The following is a 20,609-nucleotide window of genomic DNA, read 5'->3' on the forward strand; positions in this document are numbered from 1 at the left end:
TTCCTTTCTAACGTTGAGTCTTTCGGGCGAGATAAATGAAGTAAGGGGCACCAATCAAGGCTGTGACGATTCCGACAGGGGTTTCAGACGGGAAAGAAATGAACCGTGAGCCCACATCTGCCAGGACAAGAAGGGCCGCTCCGAACAAAGCACCTGCCGGAAGGACGAGCGCGTGGCTGGGTCCGACAAGGTAACGGACGATATGCGGAACAATGAGTCCGACAAATCCGATCGGTCCGGTGAAAGCCACCGACGCTCCTGCCAGAACGACGACGAGGAGAATGACAGCGAATTTCTGAAGGCGCACCCGCTGCCCAAGACCACGGGCGACGTCCTCTCCAAGGGACATCACAGACAAGGCTTTTGACATGATGACAGCCGCAATGAGGCCGAGCGCCGTCAAAGGAAGAAGAATCTCCACATCCTCCCATGTAGAACCAGCCACAGTTCCTGTGAGCCAGACGAGAATCTGGTGAATCGATTCCTCATTAAAAAGCAGGAGCGACTGCGTCCCGGAGGCAAACAACGACTGTATGACGACACCGACGAGGGCGATTTTCACAAGCATCCGTCCGCCCTGGAGAACGGCACTCATCAGGAAGATGACTCCGGCAGCAAGGGCTCCACCTAAAAAGCCGGCACCGACAAGGGAAAGCCCTGTCAGCGACGGCACGAAAAGAATACCGGCAACAACGAAAAACGAAGCACCAGCATTAATCCCAAGGACACTCGGAGAGGCCAGCGGGTTCTGAGTGAGACTCTGGACAAGCGCCCCGGCTACTGCCATGTTAGCTCCTACGAGAACCGTGATGATCAGACGAGGCAGACGCACATCGTATAAGACGAGCGCTTCATTCGTTGAACCACCTTCCCGCAGGAAGTGGACAAGTTCTTCGGTTGTAAAGGAGAAGGCGCCGACTTTCAAAGAAAACCAGGCCCCCACCAGCAATAATAAAAACGATGTTCCATATACAAGCAGCATTTTCCTGACATGCATGTACTCACCTACGATATCAAAGTTTAAATAGGATCAATTCCCGGCGGCAAAGAGTTCTTTCATTTGGTCCATCCGCTCGTTGACTGCCGGAATACTGCGCCGGCGGGACCAATCATTGTGGTTCAGCTCAAACACACGGTCTTCCTTGACCGCTGTCAGCTGGTTCCAGAGCTTATCGTCCTGCAATTGATCCTTCACAGATGGATCATCCTCGTTCTTCGTCAGAAGCAGCGTATCCGGATCGATTTTCAGAAGCTGTTCAATGGTCAGATCTTCAGATGTCTCCTCTTCGTTCTGGAGCGCATATTCCAGCCCTGCTTCTTCCAAGAAACTCGGCATGAAGAAGGAGGACGTCGGAGCTTCGAAGATATTGCTTTCTGTATACTGCGCCTGCAGGACGTTTCCCTCCACGTCCTCAAGACTCTCCTTCAAATCCTTCCGCATCTCCTGGTGCTCATCGAGAAGCTCTTCTGTTTCATCTTCACGATCGAGCGCTCTTCCAATCGTTTCTGTAGCCGTTAACACATCCTGATAATCGGCTGTATCGTTCACGACGGCCACGGTTGGGGCTATCGCACTCAGCTCTTCATAAATTGCCTCATGACGGTCCACATCCGCAATGATCACATCCGGCTGAAGCGTACGGATCAACTCCAAACTCGGCTCAGAGCGCGCGCCTACGGATTTGTAGCCCTCGATAACATCCATCGTTGATTCGGCAATCCGTTCCGGGCGATCATCATCCGCAACTCCGACAGGCTTTATACCAAGAGCGGCCACCGTTTCTGTAACGCCAAGCTCCAGAGTGACGACATCTTCAGGGTTTTCCGGTACAGTTGTTGTCCCAAGCTCATGCTGGACCTCGATTCCCTGCGCTTCCCCGGATGGTGCAGATTCTTCTTCCTGCTGCGAACAGGCGGCTGTAACGATAAGGATGAGAACGATCCCAACCCACTTCAACGACGACTTCATATAACTTCCTCCTTATGTATACTGATAATGATTATCAATGTTACACCACATCTGCGCGATCCTGCAATCGATATCTAAGAAAAAAAGCAGGAGGGCTCACACCAGGCGCCCTTCCCGCTTATCCTTGTACATCTTCTGATCCGCTGACGTATACAATTCCTCCATCGCCATGCCCTCTTGATAACAGGACCATCCATAGCTGAACTGAAGGTTTTGGATGAACGGATCCTGATCCGTTTTCAGCCGGGCAGACATTTCCTCCATATAGTCACTGACCGGCTGCTCCTCATCATGAAGCACCACCACGAACTCATCCCCACCGAGCCGTGCCGGGAGCCCACGGGTTTTGAACGTTTTCTCCAATATCCCTGCAAATGCGATAAGCACCTGATCCCCCTGCTGGTGACCGAAATGGTCGTTAATCTCCTTGAAATGATCGAGATCGATGAGAACGACCTTGAAAGGCTGCTTGGTTTCGATCAAATGGCTGAGGTAGATTTCATAGCTCTGTCTGTTATAGAGCTTTGTAAGGAAATCCTGTTCGGAAGTGGTCGACTCAAGAAACGTGTAGGCAGCAAGAATCCCGAGCACGATCGAGGTCCACGAAAAGTACAGCTTGGAATCGAGCAGCTGGACCATCATGCCGCCAATCGGAAGCGCAAAGAAAATGGTGAAAATCCAGTACGTCGACCGGCTGACTCTTGATTTGTTTTTGATCAATAACCGGAACATCGTCACGTAGATGCCGGCAAGGATGAGGTAGTGAATTTCTTTGAGCGGACCGCTGCTGAAGCTGTTCGCCTCAGGGTCCACATCAAAATAAACAGGGTGGAAGACATTGATCAGAAGAACAACGAACGTGAAAATCGTCATGTGCTGATAAAACAGCTTCTTATACACACGAGAAGGAGATTTGAAGAGGTGATAATCGACATACGAAAGCATCAGGCCGCCGAGGAGAGGGCCGATGAGAAACAAACCGAAATTTGTCCAGTATTCCAGCAGATAGGCTCCGGAAAAAAGCTTCCGGTCGAAGATCCACGTGAGCGGTTCAAGGATGACAGCCGCTGAAGTGGCCGCCATAATCATCCGGAGCAGGCGCTTGCCGAAGCTTTCCACTTTCGATTTCGTTCTCATAATGACATACAGAACAGCCAGACAAAGCAGCGCAAATACGTTCAACTGGAACTGTACAAAATCGTCCATCCATCTGCTCCTCTTTTCCGGTGCCTTTCATGGTGCTTTCCGCTTATTTTTTTATATCATACTCTGAAATCCCCCCATCGTCAAAACATTATAATGAACAAAAGGATAGAAAAAGGCACCCTCCTGACCTGAAAGGTGCCTCACTCTTGTTATTTATACTGTTTACGCCTCACCCACATCGTTGCTGCCCACTTTTCCCCTTCAATGACCGGCCATCCGCCGTGGAGGGTCCGTTCATTGAGCTCCATATCATCGTAGAAGTATTCAAAGTAGACCGCCATCCCTTTCTGCGGGGATACCGATAGATTCATATGCGGAAAGTACGTCTCTCCGCCTTTCTCGACATCGTTCAAATAAATCACGAGCGTGGAAATGCGCGGGTTGGCCGCTGCTCTTGAGTTGGCACGGAAATAATCATAGTGGGCCTTATATTCCTGGCCCGGCTTATAGTTCAACATGTGAAGTCCTTCTCCATGTTCGACGGGGACATTCATGATCTGCGCAATCCGCTTCTCGACTCGTGCTTTCACATCGTCTTCCGGAATGAAGGTGCTGCTGCTCGTCCGGATCTCACTCACATCACGGCTGGAACCGATTTTGGAACGGTTCATCCGATCCTTCGACAACTGGATGAGGCTCTCGCATTCTTCATCGCTGACCACATTTCCCAGAATGACAATTTTCGGATCCTCCATCTTCGCAATCACAGAAACCTCACGGTCGTCGGTTACAATCCGGTTTCCCGTATGGTCGAAAATAGATACTTCTTTCACTTGCATGTTCACGTATACGTCACCTTTTCCTCATAATGATGAAACGCTTTCAAAAAAAGCGTTCGTTCCTGAATGGATTTTCAGGTTGTGAAAAATATTCTACCATTTTCTTACTTAAATTTCCTCATTTTTTCAAAAGAAATGAAAATTGATTACAAATACCCTCCCTCATGTTTGATAAGCACAGGCGGTGGGAATTCATCTCTCATGCACAGATACTGATAACAACAAACGATAATTCTCTCTATATAGTAAGGAGTAGTGACGATGACAGATAAAAAATTTGTAATGATTACAGGATCTACATCAGGACTCGGCTTTGAACTGGCTAAATTATTTGCGAATGATGGCTATGATGTGGCTATGTCCGGGTCCAGTGAAACCATCTATCAATCCGCAGAAGAGATTGAACAATTAGGAGTGGAAGCTTATCCATTCCAGGCGGATGCATCGACGTATGATGGGGTGGAAGCTTTCTGGCAGTTTGTGAAAAACAAGGGAAGAAAGCTGGATGCAGCTGTTCTCAATGTCGGTATCGGTATGGGAGGTTCCTTCTTGGAAAACGATCTCCAAGAAGAGTTGAAGCTCATCGACATTAATGTTTCCGGAACCGTCCATATGGCTAAGCGCGTCGTTCAGCATATGGTTCCGAATCAGGCAGGCGACATCATGATTGTTTCTTCGGTATCGGCGACACTGCCTACGCCTTACGAAACGGTCTACGGTCCATCCAAGGCCTTCGGATTCATGTTTGCCGAAGCGTTAAGAGAAGAGCTGAAAGAAACCGGCGTCAATGTGACCGCCATGCTTCCTGGTGCCACAAACACAAGCTTCCACCACAATGCCGGTATGGATGATACTTACTTTGGAGACGAGAACAACAAAAACGATAAAGAATTAGTCGCAAGACAAGGGTATGAAGCTCTCAAAAACAAAGTGGATCAAGTCGTTGGCGGAGATGAAGCTACGAAAAAAGAAGCCGAGGAAAATAAACGTACGGCTGAAGATGTTCTGGCAGCCAAGCATGCAGAAAAAGCCAAGCCTCAGCAGTGATAGAGTAAAAAGGGATGACCCTCTGTTTAAACAGAAGGTCATCCCTTTTTTCACTCCTCACCTTCAGCTGGATTAGAGGAAGCGTATCTATTACCCTTTCAAAGCCAGCTGAATCATCAGCTCAAGCCCCGTCGGAATGGTATCTTCATCCACATCAAACTTTGGATGGTGATGGGGATACGCACTCTTCTCCCCTTCCATCCCGACATTAATGAAAGCTCCGGTTTTCTCCTTCAAATAATAGCCGAAGTCCTCCGCTCCCATCGTCGGTTCGACCTCTGTGAACACATCGTCCCCGAACGTCGACTGGATGATGTCGCGGGCCGTGTTACAGGCTTCCGGATGGTTATACACCGGCGGCGTGCCTTCGATGTAGTGGTAGTGGCCGACAGCGCCGAAGCTGTCGCTGATTTTTTCCGTCAGCTCGACCGTCCGCTTGTACATCAGCTCCTGACCTTCAAAGCTGAGTGCACGGATCGTCCCCTTCAGTGTCACCTGGTCAGGAATGACGTTGTAGGAATTCCCCGCTTCCATCCTGCCGAAGGAAATGACACCCGGGTGAAAAGGATTCAGGTTCCGGCTGATGATCGACTGAAAGCTCTGGATCACGTGTGTCGCGACATAAATTGGATCGACCGTATCCTGCGGAATGCCGCCGTGGCCGCCGTTTCCTTCGATAACGATGTCAAAATCGTCACTGGATGCCATCGAAAAGCCTTCCGCAAAGCCGACTTTCCCCAATGCTACATTGGACATGTAGTGCAGGCCGTAGATGGCATTCACGCCTTCGAGCACTCCATCTTTGACGAGCTGCTGGGCCCCACTCGGCGATTCCTCCTCGGAGCTTTGGAAAATGAGCACGATGTTGTTTTTCACAAGCTCCGGATGCTCGCTCATCCACTTCGCTGCTCCAAGCAGTGTCGCCGTATGCGCATCGTGCCCACAGGCGTGCATCACGCCGGGAACCGTGGAAGAGAACGGCTTTTCCACCTGCTCGTGCACCGGCAGAGCATCCATGTCCGCTCTTAAGGCCACCGTCCGGCTCCCTTCGGTTCCTTTGAAGAACGCTACGACGTTCGGTGCTGTGAAGCCGTCAAGCAGTGGAATGCCGAACTCCTCCAAGCGCTCCTTCACGTAGGCAGCGGTTTTATGTTCCTGTCCGGAAAGCTCCGGATGTTTATGGAAATGACGGCGCTGCTGCACCGTCCATTGAGTCAATTCAGCTGTGGTGTGTGTCATGACGTGTTCCTCCTGTTAAAAAGACTGATCAGAATGGGCCGTACTGGATGGTGTGGGCGATGAATAAAAATACAAGCGCAAGTCCCACTTCAATAAGGATGAATGGGAAGACCCACTTCGCCCACTTCGTATAAGGGATGCCCGCCATTGCAAGGCCGGCAATCAAGACGCCGGAGGTCGGGAAGATCGTATTGGAAATCCCGTCGCCAAGCTGGAAAGCGAGAACAGCCGTCTGCCTCGTCACTCCGACAAGGTCGGCGAGCGGCGCCATGATCGGCATCGTAAGCGCCGCCTGCCCGCTTCCGGATGGGATCAGGAAATTCAAGAACAGCTGGACGAAAAACATGCCGGCTGCGTTGAACACCGGAGGCAGCTGGTTCAGTACGGAAGATGCAAAATACAGGACAGAATCCATCAGCAGTCCTTCCTGGAAGACGACGAGAATCGCCTGAGCGAACCCGATGATCAAAGCCCCTGTCATCACTTTTTTCGCCCCGTCCATCAAGCTGTCCGCCATTTCGTTCGGCTTCAATTTTCCGATCGCGCCGACGATGATGCCGAACAACAGGAAGAGAGCGGCGATTTCCGTAATGTACCAGCCAAGCTGAAGCACACCGTAAATCAGCACGACGAAGTTTAGTAGAAAAATAGTCAAAATCACTTTGTGACGCGTTTCAAGCTTCGCCGGCCCGGCTGGTTTCGCCTTGTTTTCGGAAAACGTGCCCATGTAGCGGAGCTCCGGATTTTTCTTCACTTTTCTCGCATAGCGGTAAATGTAAAGCACCGCGGCAACATAAAAGGTGGCCAGCAGTACGAGACGCAGACCCATGCCGGAAAACATCGGCAGTTCCGCGACACTCTGAGCCACACCGACGTTGAACGGGTTGGTCAAGGCACTCATAAAGCCGATGTTCGCCCCCAGGGCAACCACCGCATAACCGACGATGGCATCAAATCCGAGCGACATCGCAAGCGGCACGACGATGGCAATGTAAATAATCGTCTCCTCAGCCAGCCCCATCAATGATCCCATCACCGCAAACAACAGCGTCAGCGCTGGAATCAACAGCAGCTCCTTGTCGCCAAGCTTCTTCGTCAGCGTCCGGATCAGGGCATCAAGCGCTCCTGTCGCACTTAAGATTCCGAAAGACCCTCCGACGATCAATACGAAAAAGATGATGCCCGCGCTATTGACGAGCCCTGTATGAACACTTGTAAAAATATCAAAAAATCCGACCGGTGACTGGTCAGTGAATTGGAATGAATCGGGTACGACGACAGTACGGCCGTCCTGGTCGACCCTTTCATACTCTCCTGCCGGTACGATGTACGTCAAGATGGCGGCCAGGACGATCACAGAGAAAATCAGTACAAAAGCGTTGATGTTGATGCCTTTGTTCTCCTGTTTCTGCTCTGGCTCCCGGGCGGCCTGTTTTTTATTCTGCAACATGTTGTGCTCCCCCTCTTTTTCTATCCAAACAAAAAAGCAGCGAGGACCCGCTGCTGAACCATACTCATTTCCTTTATACATGTTGAAGTCACGCTTCGTTTGTATCCTACCGCTGAGTGTCTGGCTGTCTGTTTGTCCTGATGTAAGAATCTATGAATTTTTATGCATGTTATTGTATTCTATATTCATAGATATTGCAAGCCCCTTTTCCCAATCGATGGCAGAGAAAATGAAGTTCCTTCCAAGAGAAGACGTAAGCAGATATCACGTCTGTGGTACACTACAACTAAAAAAAGGAAGCTAGGAGGGCGGCTGATGATCCATATTCTCGTCGTCGACGACGATCCACATATTCAACAGCTGATCACGATGTACATAAAAAACGAAGGGTACGAAGCGCTGACCGCTGATGATGGTGAGCAGGCGCTTGACGTGCTCGCCTCCACCGCCGTCGACCTCGCTGTCATCGACGTGATGATGCCGAACATGGACGGCTATGAGCTGTGCAGAGAAATCCGCCGTTTCTATGAAATCCCTGTGCTTATGGTGACAGCGAAGGGAGAGGTCCAGGATAAAGTGAAAGGATTTGAACTTGGCACCGACGATTACATCGTGAAGCCGTTCGAGCCTGTGGAGCTGATGATGCGCATCAAAGCGCTGCTGCGGCGCTACCACATCCGTGCCTCTCATACGATTGAAGCCGGCAATGTCACGCTCAACGAAACGAACAAAACGATTACCATCAACGGAGAGAGTGAGATGTGGCCGCTGAAGGAATTCGAGCTGCTGTATACCCTCACGTCCTATCCCGAGCAGATCTTCACCCGCAATCAGCTGATTGAGCGGATCTGGGGGTTCCAGTACGAGGGTGACGACCGCACCGTTGACGTTCATATCAAACGGATCCGCGACAAACTGAAGAAAAAAGGCGCCGGCCTATCCGTGAAGACGATCCGCGGAGTCGGCTATCGGATGGAGGAGGTCACGTCTTGAAAAGCTTGTATGCTCAAATCGTCGTCACATTCATCGCTGCCATCGTCATCGGGCTCGTCATCACGTTTTCGATTTCCGGACGGCTCCACGCCCTGCAGGTGGCCGAGAAACTGGAAACCCAGATGGTGAATATCGGGAAGGAGTTCATTGAGCTGTATAAAAAAGAGCCGGACACCGATGCCGACCTCTACCTCGACGCCATGAGCTCGGGCAGTTTTGAGGTGCTGCTGTTTAAGGACGATGCGGAGGAAAGCCTTTATTACGAGGAAGGACAGGACTGGGATATCGATCAGGCCGACGTCGAGCGCGTTCTGAACGGCGACGTCCACAATGAGTACCTTCTCCCTCCACGGATCAACATCGGGCTCCCTTTTGAAAAGGACGGTAGCTCCTACGCGTTGTTCCTGCGGCCGGATTTTGAATTCTTTTTCGAAGGCTTCCGTCAGATCGTCCTTATCCTTTTTCTGACCGTTCTATTGATTGGAAGCTTCGTGTTCATTCTTTCGACGCGCTGGATTGTCAGACCGATCAAAGCGATGACGGAAACGGCCGGAGAGCTTGCCAAAGGCAACTTCGATGTCCAAGTGGAGACGAAACGGAAGGATGAGCTCGGCAGCCTGGCCCACAGCTTCAATCAGATGGCCCACGGCCTCGGTGAACTGGACGGCATGCGCCAGCAGTTCGTCTCCAACGTGTCGCATGAAATCCAGTCTCCGCTCACATCCATCCAGGGCTTTGCCCGTGCTTTGAAGGACGGCGTCGTTACGGACGAGGAAAATAGGCAGGCCTACTACGACATCATCGAAAAGGAAAGCCGCCGTCTGTCAACTCTCAGCCAGAATTTATTGAAGCTTGCCACTCTCGACAGCGACCACCCGCCGTATGAACCATCCTCCTACAAGCTGGATGAACAGCTCCGCCGGGTGCTCGCCCACATGCAGCCGCAGTGGGCGGATAAAAAAATCAACATCGACGCAGATCTTGAAGATTGCAGCCTTTATGGAGATGCCGACCAGCTCGAGCAGGTGTGGGTGAACATCCTCAGCAACGCTATCCGCCATACACAGACGGAAGGAACGATTGCCATCCGTTTGAAGGCAGATGCGGATGGTGCGGAAGTGACCATCATAGATGACGGTGAAGGCATGAGTCTCGAGGATCAGCAGCGGATTTTCGAGCGTTTTTACAAAGCAGACAAATCAAGGACGAGAAAACAAGGCGGAAACGGCCTCGGCTTATCGATCGCCGAAAGAATCGTCCAGCTTCACGACGGAACCATCCATGTGACGAGCCGTCCCGGAGAGGGCGCAGCTTTCACTGTCCACCTCCCCCGCCGCTGAAAAAATTTCGGTTGTTCATATTCAGTTCATACAACGGTTTTATGATGAGGCTACCATCTTGAAAAAGGAGCCATGATGTATGAACTGGTTAACAAAATTCAGCTTGAAAAATACGGTCGCCATCCTGATTCTGACGGTCCTTGTGATCGCCATGGGAATCTTTGCGGCGGACAAAATCAAAGTGGAAACCTTCCCGGACGTCAGCTTTCCTGTCCTGACGGTCCAGACGGTCTATCCGAACGCCTCGACGGAAGAAGTGGAGGAGAACGTGACCACCCCTCTTGAGGAAGCCCTTCTGAACATGGAGGACTATGACGCGATTACAAGTACATCTCAGGAGAACGCGTCTTTTATTACCATCACCTATCCATTCGGTGAAGATATCGAAGAAGCTCAATCAGACATCACTAATGCAATCGCCGATGTAACGACACCGGAGGATGCGGACACCGAAGTAACCGCTCTGTCGATCAACTCGACACCGGTCTATCAGGCCGCGCTTTCCTCCGAGGACCTGCAGGCGCTTCAGGCGGATGTAGAAGATACGATCGTTCCGACGCTTGAAAACCTTGAAGGTGTAGCTGGTGTCCAGGTGACGGGAAGTGAGGAGTCGAAGCTGCAGATCGAAGTGGATGAAGAAGAAGCTTCCACGTACGGACTCACACTATCTTCCATCCTTGATGCTGTTGAGCAGTCCGAATACAAGCTTCCCGCCGGCTCCCTCCAGCAGGACGGTCTGTCCACACCGGTGGAAATCACAGGAACACTTGGTGATGTGACCGCTCTTGAAGACCTCACCATTCCGGTTACACCAGCGGGTGATCAACAGCAGCAGCCATCACAAAATGCAGGGTCTGAGCCTGCCGCAGGAGCACAGACAAATCCAGCTGTACAGGCGGAAGCCCCTCAGGAAGTGACCCTCGGGGAAATCGCCGATATAACTCAAGTGACCGAGCGCAGCGAAATCTCCCGTTTCAACGGGGAAGACAGTGTATTGATTGAAGTAACAAAAGCCCAGGACGCCAACACAGCCGATGTTGCTGATGCGGTGAAGTCCTTTTTGAATGAAGAAGTGGATAACAGCGGCTATGAGCTGTATACCGTCCTCGACCAGGGCGAAGAAGTGAACAAATCCATCTCCGCATTGTTGAAGGAAGGCGGATTCGGTGCCTTGTTCACTGTCATCGTCATCCTGCTTTTCCTAAGAAACATCCGGGCGACGATCATCGCGATTCTGTCGCTGCCGATTTCGATTCTCGGATCGATCGCCCTCCTTGAAACATTTGATTACACGTTGAACATTATGACGCTCGGCGGTATGGCCGTCGCCGTCGGACGAATCGTCGATGACAGCATCGTCGTCATCGAGAACATCTACCGCTGGAAACAGCAGTATCCGGATATGAAGCAGCGGGATGTCGTCTTCAAGGCGACGAAGGAAGTGCTCGGCGCTGTCGCCTCTTCCACGATCGCGACCCTGATCGTCTTCCTCCCACTCGCCTTTGTCGGCGGTATTCTCGGCGAATTTTTCCGACCGTTCAGTCTCGCCGTGGTGTTCTCGATCACCATCTCCCTGCTGGTCGCTCTCATGCTTATCCCTGTGCTCGGCAAGTTCTTCTTCAAGGACGTGAAGCACGAGGAAAAAACGAGCCGGCTGGCCACATGGTATGAAAAATTCCTAAGAGGATCCTTGAAGAAGAAAGGACTCGTCTTCACCCTTTCGTTCGTCCTGTTGTTCGGATCATTCTCCTTCATTCCGGCACTCGGAGTATCGTTCCTGCCGAGTGAAGGCAGTGAAACGTTCGAAGTCGAACTGACCCTTCCGGATGAGACGACGCTTGAAGAAACGACAGCGCTGGCGCAGTCGATGGAGGCCACCCTTCTGGATGACGATCAGATCGACTACACGCAGGTATCCATCGGCTTTTCCAGCCAGCGGCAGCTTCCAGGCATGAATGCATCTGTTTCTGAAAACATCGCCCGCTTCTACGTCCAGCTTCAGGAGGACGCCCAAGCCGATGCAGTAATGAACGACTATGAGGAAGATCTGCTTGCCGAGGCGCAGGAGGCCTACCCGGAGGCTGTCGTGAATGCCACAGAAGTCCAGCAGGATGGACCGCCATCCGGCAATACGATTGATGTGAATCTGTACAGTGATGAGAATGAAGATTTGAGAGAGGCCGCCAACCAGGTCGCCCAGCTCTTTGAACAAAACGATCAATTAAAGAATGTATCCAACGATATGGAGGATACGCAGACGAAATACGATATTTCCCTTAATGAGGATGGCAGAGAGCTCGGTGTGAGCCCGTATCAGCTGATGCAGCCGATCCGCGAACGGCTTCAGCCCCTTGATGGCGGCACGCTCACCCTGACTGAGGAATGGGAGATGGAGCTTGCCTTCGATGAAGCCTTCGCAACAAAGGCGGATATCGAAACGTATACCATCATGACACAGGACGGTGCCAAAGAGCTGCAGGAAATCGCTTCGATTGAAGAAGTGGAAGTGCCGAAATCCATCAAGCACCAGGACGGTGAAACGGCAAGCACGGTCTCCGCGACTATCATCGGAGACGACACCGCCGCCGTTTCCCGTGACGTGGAGGCCGATGTCGACTCCCTCACCCTGCCGGACAGCGTGGAAGTGAACCTGACCGGAGGACTGGAAATGATCAACGAAGGCTTCGCCGACCTCGGGCTAGCCATGGCCGCAGCTGTCGGACTCGTGTTCCTTGTACTCAGCATTACGTTCGGAGGCATCCTGACCCCGATTGTCATCCTGTCCTCCCTGATCTTCATCCCGATCGGCTCGCTCGCCGGCTTGTTCCTATCCGGCCAGACGCTGTCGATGAGCGCCATGATCGGAATGCTGATGCTGATCGGAATCGTCGTTACCAACGCCGTCGTACTGCTTGACCGTGTCGAAAGCAACCGCCGCGAAGGACACGAGCTCACAGAAGCGATCGTCGAAGCGTCCCGTACGCGTCTGCGTCCGATTCTCATGACCGCCCTGGCCACGATTTTCGCTCTCGTGCCGCTCGCCCTTTCGAACTCGGCTTCCGGGCTGATATCCAAAGGACTTGCAATTACGGTCATCGGTGGACTGACGACATCGACGCTGCTCACCTTGATTTTTGTACCGGTCTTCTATTATGCGGTTGGGAAGTTCCGGAGAATGGAATAGATGATGGAACCCGCAGGCCTTTGAGGTCTGGGGGTTCTTTTATCATGTGGCTTATTTTGCTTAGACTTCGATAATTTCGTTCGTTATTAAATCATAATTTTTTTACTAAAAACTTTATAAAGAGTATCTAAGTATGACAAAATGACCAAATAAATAGATACAAAGGAGATCTGGAGCTATCGGTGGAATCGCCGTTGGTGACGTGCATCACTTTGGCACCTGCTGGTGGTGGAATTCTATACAAGGTGGTTTTGTAATGAGCGATAAAAGAGACAATTCCAATGAAATCAACATGAGTAAAAAACGATTTTATGTAGTGTTCGGTGGCACGATTGCTGTCGTTATTCCCCTTTATGCCATAGTTTCTCAGGGTATCGAAAGACTGTTTTAATAAAAGAGTGCTCTTTGGTAGTACACCCCGGAAGTTAGAACGAAAAATCTAACTTCCGGGGTGTTTTCTATGGCAGGATAGAGAATTACAGTAACGAAGACAACTTAGAAGGTTTTCTTCCGGAAGCAGAAACAGGTGAAAGCATCGAAGCTCCGCCAGCAAAAAAAGCGATGTAAGGATAACCCCCGCTACCTTTTTTAATAAGGAGCGGGGGTTATCCCTTTTTGCTTATCCTAAGAACATAAATGGAATTTAATCCCACACCAAGCAACCTATGATACACTAAGATTACCGAAATCGATGATGGAACCCAGCCACTGGAGGCCCGCTTATGAAAGAAAAATACTTGATACCCATCCTGATTTTTTTCGTCTTAGGATCCGCTGCAATTAGTCGTATCCATTCGCTCAGCCAAACGGTTAAATCGTTCTTTTACGGTACCGCTTTAGTCGTTCTCCTTGTGGTAGGGATGATACGCACCTATCACTATTTCAAATCCTGATGGTAAGGAGTTGATCGTAAATGAAGCTGCTTAGGATCGGTGGAGGTGGGCTCAAAATGGCCCTTCTTTATATCGTTCTTACCCTTCTGTCCCCTTTCATCCTCCATCTGACCGGGAGGCGAAATGTCCTGTCCGAGCCTGAATGGATGGGTGGAAATCTTTGGTTCATTGAAGTGAGTGAGCATCAAATGTATGCAACAGCAACAGCGACGGGAATAATTGTTTCTTTTCTTCTTGGAGTTCTTTTGTATACCCTGCTTCACGTTGTCTCTTTCCCCGGAAAAAAGGAAGATCATCCAGCGATGTAAAAAAACTCATCTTTGTTTACTCCGTGCATGATTGCAGGGAGTCTTTTTTTGGAGACTACTAAAGTTCATAGTTTGTTCAACATTTCACAAACTTTTCCCCAATTATGGTGCTATGATGAATATGTAAGGAAGATCTTCTCAACAAACCATTTCATTATTCATTGAATATAAGGGGGAAACGCATATGAAAGCTGTTGTAGTCAATCCACATGCGAAAGCCAACGTTGAGGTTATCGAAAAGGATGTCCGTCCACTGAAATCCGGGGAAGCCCTCGTCGATGTGGAATACTGCGGGGTCTGCCATACGGATCTGCACGTTGCTGCTGGTGATTTCGGTGATGTCGAAGGCCGCGTGCTTGGGCATGAAGGGATCGGCGTTGTTTCACAAATCGCTGATGATGTCACAAGCTTGAAGGTCGGGGACCGCGTGAGCATCGCCTGGATGTTCCATGCCTGCGGACGCTGTGAATACTGCACGACTGGACGGGAAACGTTCTGCCGGAATGTCCAGAACGCCGGATACAGTGTCGACGGCGGTATGGCCGAGCAGTGCATCGTGACAGCTGATTATGCGGTAAAAGTACCCGATGGACTCGATCCGGCTCAGGCCAGCAGCATCACCTGCGCCGGCGTGACGACGTATAAAGCGATCAAAGTATCTGATGTGAAAGCCGGTCAGTGGATCGCCATCTACGGCTGCGGCGGTTTGGGCAACCTAGCCATACAGTATGCCAAGCACGTCTTCAACGCCAAAGTGATCGCGGTCGATATCAATGACGATAAGCTCGCCCTCGCCAAAGAGATCGGCGCCAACATGACGATCAATCCAACAACGGATGGAGATGCAGAGAAAATCATCCAGGAGCAGCTCGGCGGGGCGCACGCCGCTGTCGTTACGGCGGTTTCTAAACAAGCCTTCAACTCTGCTGTCGATGCCGTCCGCGCCTGCGGTAAGGTCACAGCGGTCGGACTGCCGTCTGAAACGATGGATTTGAACATTCCACGACTCGTCCTTGATGGCATTGAAGTGATCGGCTCTCTCGTCGGCACCCGTAAGGATTTAGAAGAGGCCTTCCAATTCGGAGCAGAAGGAAAAGTCGTTCCGGTCGTGCAGACACGCCACCTCCACGAAGTTCAGGACGTCTTCGAGGAAATGGAGCAGGGTAAAATCCAGGGCCGAATGGTGATCGATTTCCATCAGCACTAAACATAAAAAAACCGCCTGCGCCTGATCCGGCACGGGCGGTTTCTTTATGTCGTCTGCTTTCTTTTTTCCATAAAGGTATGAATCACGATATACAACAAGATCAGCCCTAAAGGAAGGAACGCCTCAACCATCAGGCTCGTATCGGCCTGGACGCCTGCTGCTTCCATGAGTAAAGGCGGCACATAGTAAACCAGCGCTACGAAAACCAAGAAGAAGCTCTTCCACTTCCATGCGAGCGCCACAAGGGTCAGAGCGGATAAAACGAGGATGACCCCCTCCGCTGTCGCTCCGGCCGTCCATACAGGGGGTATCGAAAGCATTTGATCCATGAAAATCAATCCCATGAACAACAGCATAAATCCGCTGCTAATGACCGCATAGAAGGTGAATTCCTTTTTCTTCGTCGGACGCTTAGAGGATACGTAGCGGAAGGATAAAATAATGGCTCCTAAGTAAAACAGGGCGATGACAGGATAGCCGATCAGTTCGAGAAGCGAATACGACAGCTCCCCTTCCAAAGCATCTCCAAGCAGTAGGAAGGCGACGATACCGAGGATAAACCCCTGGATCCACCCGGCGATCTGTTTCTTATCCAAAGGCATCTCCCCCGCCAGTTCCTTCATATACTCCTCCGGAGACTTTCCTGTGATATGCTCCGTGCTTTTTCCTTCCTGTTCAGCTTCAAGGAGATGATCCTCAAGCTCTTCTGTAATCTCCTCCACCTCGGATTCATTCCTGCCACTCGTAAGCAGATACAGCCTTAGATGATCGACGAATTCCCGGCTTTCCTCTGATAAAATCATAGACCCTCTTCCCCTTCCAGTAAATTCTCAACACCACCGGAAATGCTTTTCCATCGGTTTTTAAAGGCTTCCAGCTCGCGTCGGCCTTCTTCGGTAATGGCGTAGTATTTCCGCTGCGGGCCGCCGGACGGATGCTTTTTCTTCGTCGTGGTGACCAGCCCTTCTTTTTTCATCCGGAGAAGCAGCGGGTAAATGCTTCCCTCCTTGACCATGGAAAAGCCATAGCCGTTCAGTTTTTCGATCATTTCATAGCCGTAGGTCTCCCCTTTTCCGATAATGGCGAGCAGACAGCCTTCAAGAATTCCTTTCAACATTTGGCTCGACGACATCCAGACGTTCCCCTCTCCAACATTCTTGCATTGCAAGGTAGTTAGGCAAAAAATAAAAACGTTCTATATTGTTATGCAAGTTAGTTTAAGTTTAAAGGTTTAACCCATATATTTCAAGGATATTTGTAAATATTTCCTATAAATGCTTTTTGCAGTCTTCACAGGTCCTACTCTAATGATGGAAGGAGTTTCAGATATGCCATGGGTAACGTGATTCTTCGATTGCTTAGTGTTGGAATAGCGGAGATACCTTTTATCTTGTATTATGACTACCTGCCTGAGGAAACGATAGCCTTAAACTACTATGTTCTAGGCTTTTATGCTGTCTATATGTGCTCCGAATCCTTTGATCCCTTTGGAATAAGAACGCACTGGATCCACATCTTTCAGATCAGTGCGCTCATCATTTTGACGACCGGGACGCTCCGAAACTTCGATTTTGTGACAAACACCATGTGGAAGGGCGTATTTCTTATAACGTATAGTGCCTATATTGTATTTAAATTGATCGAGGTTATTATTTTAAGAAAAAAGATGAAGTAAAAATCATCGCGATGATCCTGTGAAACAAAGACAAATCAAGCACCTGGTCATTCAGGTGCTTGGATAATTATGTGAGTGCATTCAGTTTCTTCAAATATAATTTCGCTATGTCTTCCTGACCGATCATCCGCCACTCGATGTCCCGGCCCAGTTCCTGTTTCGTTTCCTCCATTCTCATTTTAAAACAATCTTCAAAACTCTGTGATATATCTCCCATGATGAAAAGGTAAGCATAGTTGGATTTAGAATTTCGACTGCAACGGATAAGATCTTCAATCGGCTTTTCCGTTCTCACATTCCCCTGATAGTTCTTACATTGAACCGGAATATCATCAAGTAAATCAGATCCATCAAAAGGATCAAGAATTTTTATGGTCAGATCCCATCCCTTTCCTGAATCCCCAGCTTTTTTCACCTCAACTCCAGCCATCGATTCAATCAGTTCCTTCACAAAGCTTTCAAAATGTGCGCTCGGCCATTGTTGTGAAATTCTTTCATACGTCTTCTTGATTAACTCCTCTTCCAACGCCTGTGATGCAAAAAGGGCGGCATTTCCTTCTTGATTTAACTTCTCAAATTCCTCCCCGCCCTCCCTTGAAATTTTCTCAATACGTTCAAGATTATCGAGAGCATCGGAGTTGTAGATTTCATAATACTGACCACGCTTGCTGAGGTGATGACGCAGCTGCTGGGACACCATTTGGGAAGCCACTCGAATATAATCATTGGTTAACAGGCGGCACTCAACATAATGGTTGAAATCATCCATCTCCGGGTCCGTAGAACCGTATTCCCCTGTCACTTCTGCGATGAGAAACTGCCTCAATGGCCTCTTCAGCTGAATCACCAGCCGATCTCCAACAGTTAAACGCTTCATCAAAAACTGGGTGTATCTCCAGGTCACTTTTTCGTTTGATGTCCGCTGCGATGAAGGGATTTCCTTAATTCTTCTTAAATCAGATCCAGGCCCGCTCCAACCAAATCTTGCACTGCCATCCTTCAGTTCCTGCATCATCCAATCTTCCTGCCCGGAAAACGTCGCGACAAATTTAAAGTAACGGGTGATAACCCTCCACTCCCTTTCTTTGTAATGCATCGCCACCTATATTTTACCATTAATCAACTTAATAATCAGACTATTTACAGCGTATTCCTGCATATGTATTTATACCCACTCCAACCATCTCGTTCCCTTGCACTTTTCGTAAGATACTATTAAAGTATATACTGGTTGAAATCCATTCAATATGGTAATGGATATAGATAGCGTCGCTTTTAGCTTTGGGAATCAAACTTCTCATAAAGAAAGGGTTCAGATATATTATGAAAGATAATTTTTGGCATGAGCTGCCCCGGCCGTTTTTCATTCTAGCGCCGATGGAAGCCGTGACAGATGTTGTGTTCCGTCATGTGGTGACGGAAGCGGCACGACCTGATGTGTTTTTCACTGAGTTTACAAATACAGAAAGCTACTGCCATCCGAAAGGGAAGGACAGCGTGCGCGGCCGCCTGACGTTCACAGAGGATGAACAGCCGATCGTCGCCCACATTTGGGGAGACAAACCTGAATACTTCCGCGAGATGAGTATCGGCATGGCGGAGATGGGCTACCGTGGGATTGATATCAACATGGGCTGCCCGGTTCAGAACGTAGCCGGAAATGGAAAAGGCTCCGGCCTGATCCGCCGTCCGGAAGTGGCGGCTGAACTTATTGATGCTGCGAAAGCCGGCGGACTGCCTGTCAGCGTGAAGACCCGTCTTGGCTACACGAACCTCGACGAATGGCGTCCATGGCTGAAGCACCTCTTGGAACAGGACATCGTCAACCTGTCCATCCACCTTCGTACGAAGAAGGAAATGAGTAACTTCGATGCCCACTGGGAGCTGATCCCTGATATTATGGCGCTTCGCGATGAAGTAGCCCCGAACACGCTGATCACGATCAACGGAGACATCCCTGACCGTCAAAAGGGACTGGAGCTCGTTGAAAAATACGGCGTCGACGGCATCATGATCGGACGCGGTGTGTTCCACAATCCTTTCTGCTTCGAAGTGGAAAAGAAGGAACACACAAGTGATGAACTGCTGGATCTTCTACGTCTGCAGCTGGATCTTCACGACAAGTACTCTGAAGAGCTGGAGCCGCGTCTATTCAAACCGCTCCGCCGCTTCTTCAAAATTTATGTGCGCGGATTCCGTGGAGCCGGTGAGCTGAGAAATCAGCTGATGGGCACCCATTCTACGGATGAAGTGCGTGCGCTGCTTGATGAGTTCGAGGAAAAAGGCGGCATAAAGGAAGAAGAAGGATTCACGATTTCTTAATCAGACGAAAGAGGAGAGCCTACAGGTTCTCCTCTTTTTTTTATATTTGAATGGCTTAGTAAAGCGATGGTTATTTTATAGAGTCGCTGTGTTCCAGGAGGGATATAATCCTCTTATTTTGTTCCACTTGAATGTCACTATTGATTTTTATTATGCGGACCCACCTTATTAGGAAAGCCAATACCAAAACAGGTAAAATAATCAATATAGTCTGCATACGTTATCCTCCTACATTTGTCCGTTCAATTAAGAAAAGGATAGTTATTGACCAACTATCCCCTCTATTTCAAACTTGATTCCCATATATTTTTTGAGTTAATTTTCATTAGAGAACTATTCCAAACACTCTCCATGAGTCATGAATTCCCATAGTCGTTCCGTTCAAATAAATAATGGATGAACAACACTCCTCCCAAGAATAATGGGAACCCGATTAATATGTAATATATATTCTTGGGGACTTCAAAAACACTCCCCAGATAACTGAATAAAAACATGTAAATAAAGATAAAGGTAAACGTAAGAAAAGCTTTCATAAGAACTCCTTTTGAACGGAAGTGTTCACTTAACAGGAATAACAGCTGACATTATTTCCTAGTCTTTTGCAGCTGATTTAATTTAAAAGACAAGATGAGGATATTAATGTTTGGTCTGTGATAAGTGAATGCTTAATGTTGAGTTCATCACTACTATGTTCCAAAATGATGAGCGCCGAACCTTTGAATTATTTAGTCTTTGTCAACCAGCTCTGTAACAAGCTTATTTAAAAGAAAAACACATCTAAATAAACAACCAGCAATTATACCAAATGCAATAATCCCTCCGAATTGCGGGCCAGCCATCATTATCAACCAACCTAATACTCCAGCTAAAATTATAGAAATAAATAAAAACAAACCGACTCGGTCCTTTCTGCTTCACAAACCCCCATTCACTCGTAAGAAGGCTCTCACTTTAGTGATTTGTATACTTTTCGTGAAGACTCAAATGTAAGAAA

At 49.3% G+C, this 20,609-nt stretch carries 17 protein-coding genes; 8 read left to right on the forward strand and 9 right to left on the reverse strand.

All coding sequences use genetic code 11. From position 1 onward, the window contains the following. Window positions 1–7 precede the first annotated feature (7 nt). The 4 genes from GLV97_RS03585 to GLV97_RS03600 form a co-directional block, all read right to left on the reverse strand. Window positions 8–997 carry a FecCD family ABC transporter permease gene (locus GLV97_RS03585; RefSeq protein ID WP_160889015.1) on the reverse strand — a complete coding sequence of 330 codons (990 nt, stop codon included), beginning with the start codon at window positions 995–997 and terminating at the stop codon, window positions 8–10. Between the two features lie 33 nt (window positions 998–1,030). Continuing rightward, window positions 1,031–1,969 carry an ABC transporter substrate-binding protein gene (locus GLV97_RS03590; protein ID WP_160889016.1) on the reverse strand — a complete coding sequence of 313 codons (939 nt, stop codon included), beginning with the start codon at window positions 1,967–1,969 and terminating at the stop codon, window positions 1,031–1,033. Window positions 1,970–2,065: 96 nt separating this feature from the next. After that, a complete protein-coding gene (locus GLV97_RS03595) occupies window positions 2,066–3,175 on the reverse strand; it encodes a GGDEF domain-containing protein (RefSeq protein WP_160841049.1) in 1,110 nt (369 codons plus the stop codon). A 149-nt stretch (window positions 3,176–3,324) separates the two neighbouring features. Next, entirely contained in the window at window positions 3,325–3,954 is a 630-nt protein-coding gene (locus GLV97_RS03600; RefSeq protein WP_160889071.1) for a 2OG-Fe(II) oxygenase, read from the reverse strand. Window positions 3,955–4,215: 261 nt separating this feature from the next. On the opposite strand from GLV97_RS03600, the gene GLV97_RS03605 reads away from it, so the two are divergent. Further along, on the forward strand, window positions 4,216–5,001 hold the full coding sequence (locus tag GLV97_RS03605; protein WP_202410553.1) for an SDR family NAD(P)-dependent oxidoreductase: 786 nt from the start codon (window positions 4,216–4,218) through the stop codon (window positions 4,999–5,001). Window positions 5,002–5,091: 90 nt separating this feature from the next. Here the strand turns inward: GLV97_RS03605 and GLV97_RS03610 are convergent, their stop codons facing one another. After that, entirely contained in the window at window positions 5,092–6,240 is a 1,149-nt protein-coding gene (locus GLV97_RS03610) for a M20 metallopeptidase family protein (protein WP_160889017.1), read from the reverse strand. A 28-nt stretch (window positions 6,241–6,268) separates the two neighbouring features. Then, window positions 6,269–7,690 carry a YfcC family protein gene (locus tag GLV97_RS03615; protein ID WP_160841051.1) on the reverse strand — a complete coding sequence of 474 codons (1,422 nt, stop codon included), beginning with the start codon at window positions 7,688–7,690 and terminating at the stop codon, window positions 6,269–6,271. 315 nt (window positions 7,691–8,005) lie between these two features. Here GLV97_RS03615 and GLV97_RS03620 point away from each other — a divergent pair, with 315 nt between their 5' ends. From GLV97_RS03620 to adhP, 6 genes are all read left to right on the forward strand, one after another. Further along, window positions 8,006–8,683, forward strand: coding sequence for a response regulator transcription factor (locus GLV97_RS03620; protein ID WP_160837421.1), 678 nt, complete (start codon window positions 8,006–8,008; stop codon window positions 8,681–8,683). Continuing rightward, the gene (locus tag GLV97_RS03625; protein WP_160889018.1) at window positions 8,680–10,023 is read left to right on the forward strand and encodes a sensor histidine kinase; all 1,344 of its coding nucleotides are present in this window, start codon (window positions 8,680–8,682) and stop codon (window positions 10,021–10,023) included. The genes GLV97_RS03620 and GLV97_RS03625 overlap by 4 nt, the downstream gene beginning before the upstream one ends. Before the next feature lie 79 nt (window positions 10,024–10,102). Beyond that, window positions 10,103–13,207: an efflux RND transporter permease subunit gene (locus tag GLV97_RS03630; RefSeq protein WP_160889019.1), complete on the forward strand. Its 3,105-nt coding sequence runs from the start codon at window positions 10,103–10,105 to the stop codon at window positions 13,205–13,207. 256 nt (window positions 13,208–13,463) lie between these two features. Further along, entirely contained in the window at window positions 13,464–13,598 is a 135-nt protein-coding gene (locus tag GLV97_RS20115) for a hypothetical protein (protein ID WP_272917318.1), read from the forward strand. A gap of 522 nt (window positions 13,599–14,120) precedes the next feature. Continuing rightward, window positions 14,121–14,408: a hypothetical protein gene (locus GLV97_RS03635; protein WP_160889020.1), complete on the forward strand. Its 288-nt coding sequence runs from the start codon at window positions 14,121–14,123 to the stop codon at window positions 14,406–14,408. Window positions 14,409–14,592: 184 nt separating this feature from the next. Further along, window positions 14,593–15,615, forward strand: a complete 1,023-nt coding sequence (gene adhP, locus GLV97_RS03640) for an alcohol dehydrogenase AdhP (protein ID WP_160837437.1) — start codon at window positions 14,593–14,595, stop codon at window positions 15,613–15,615. 44 nt (window positions 15,616–15,659) lie between these two features. Here adhP and GLV97_RS03645 read toward each other — a convergent pair whose 3' ends face one another. The 3 genes from GLV97_RS03645 to GLV97_RS03655 all read right to left on the reverse strand — a co-directional run bounded on the left by GLV97_RS03645 (window position 15,660) and on the right by GLV97_RS03655 (window position 18,386). Then, entirely contained in the window at window positions 15,660–16,418 is a 759-nt protein-coding gene (locus GLV97_RS03645; protein ID WP_160889021.1) for an HAAS domain-containing protein, read from the reverse strand. Continuing rightward, window positions 16,415–16,747: a PadR family transcriptional regulator gene (locus GLV97_RS03650; RefSeq protein WP_160889022.1), complete on the reverse strand. Its 333-nt coding sequence runs from the start codon at window positions 16,745–16,747 to the stop codon at window positions 16,415–16,417. Before GLV97_RS03650 ends, GLV97_RS03645 begins: the two co-directional genes overlap by 4 nt. Before the next feature lie 610 nt (window positions 16,748–17,357). Next, window positions 17,358–18,386, reverse strand: a complete 1,029-nt coding sequence (locus GLV97_RS03655) for a restriction endonuclease (protein WP_160889023.1) — start codon at window positions 18,384–18,386, stop codon at window positions 17,358–17,360. 227 nt (window positions 18,387–18,613) lie between these two features. Here GLV97_RS03655 and GLV97_RS03660 point away from each other — a divergent pair, with 227 nt between their 5' ends. After that, a complete protein-coding gene (locus GLV97_RS03660; protein WP_160889024.1) occupies window positions 18,614–19,612 on the forward strand; it encodes a tRNA dihydrouridine synthase in 999 nt (332 codons plus the stop codon). Window positions 19,613–20,609 lie beyond the last annotated feature (997 nt).

This window comes from Halobacillus litoralis (assembly GCF_009856355.1).
GTDB lineage: Bacteria > Bacillota > Bacilli > Bacillales > Halobacillaceae > Halobacillus > Halobacillus litoralis_B.

Excerpts from the sequence above, each read along its gene's own strand:
- GLV97_RS03585 (WP_160889015.1), bottom strand. The coding sequence starts at position 997 with ATGCATGTCAGGAAAATGCTGCTTGTATATGGAACATCGTTTTTATTA.
- GLV97_RS03590 (WP_160889016.1), bottom strand. The coding sequence starts at position 1,969 with ATGAAGTCGTCGTTGAAGTGGGTTGGGATCGTTCTCATCCTTATCGTT.
- GLV97_RS03595 (WP_160841049.1), bottom strand. The coding sequence starts at position 3,175 with ATGGACGATTTTGTACAGTTCCAGTTGAACGTATTTGCGCTGCTTTGT.
- GLV97_RS03600 (WP_160889071.1), bottom strand. The coding sequence starts at position 3,954 with ATGCAAGTGAAAGAAGTATCTATTTTCGACCATACGGGAAACCGGATT.
- GLV97_RS03605 (WP_202410553.1), top strand. The coding sequence starts at position 4,216 with ATGACAGATAAAAAATTTGTAATGATTACAGGATCTACATCAGGACTC.
- GLV97_RS03610 (WP_160889017.1), bottom strand. The coding sequence starts at position 6,240 with ATGACACACACCACAGCTGAATTGACTCAATGGACGGTGCAGCAGCGC.
- GLV97_RS03615 (WP_160841051.1), bottom strand. The coding sequence starts at position 7,690 with ATGTTGCAGAATAAAAAACAGGCCGCCCGGGAGCCAGAGCAGAAACAG.
- GLV97_RS03620 (WP_160837421.1), top strand. The coding sequence starts at position 8,006 with ATGATCCATATTCTCGTCGTCGACGACGATCCACATATTCAACAGCTG.
- GLV97_RS03630 (WP_160889019.1), top strand. The coding sequence starts at position 10,103 with ATGAACTGGTTAACAAAATTCAGCTTGAAAAATACGGTCGCCATCCTG.
- GLV97_RS20115 (WP_272917318.1), top strand. The coding sequence starts at position 13,464 with ATGAGCGATAAAAGAGACAATTCCAATGAAATCAACATGAGTAAAAAA.
- GLV97_RS03635 (WP_160889020.1), top strand. The coding sequence starts at position 14,121 with ATGAAGCTGCTTAGGATCGGTGGAGGTGGGCTCAAAATGGCCCTTCTT.
- adhP (WP_160837437.1), top strand. The coding sequence starts at position 14,593 with ATGAAAGCTGTTGTAGTCAATCCACATGCGAAAGCCAACGTTGAGGTT.
- GLV97_RS03645 (WP_160889021.1), bottom strand. The coding sequence starts at position 16,418 with ATGATTTTATCAGAGGAAAGCCGGGAATTCGTCGATCATCTAAGGCTG.
- GLV97_RS03650 (WP_160889022.1), bottom strand. The coding sequence starts at position 16,747 with ATGTCGTCGAGCCAAATGTTGAAAGGAATTCTTGAAGGCTGTCTGCTC.
- GLV97_RS03655 (WP_160889023.1), bottom strand. The coding sequence starts at position 18,386 with ATGCATTACAAAGAAAGGGAGTGGAGGGTTATCACCCGTTACTTTAAA.
- GLV97_RS03660 (WP_160889024.1), top strand. The coding sequence starts at position 18,614 with ATGAAAGATAATTTTTGGCATGAGCTGCCCCGGCCGTTTTTCATTCTA.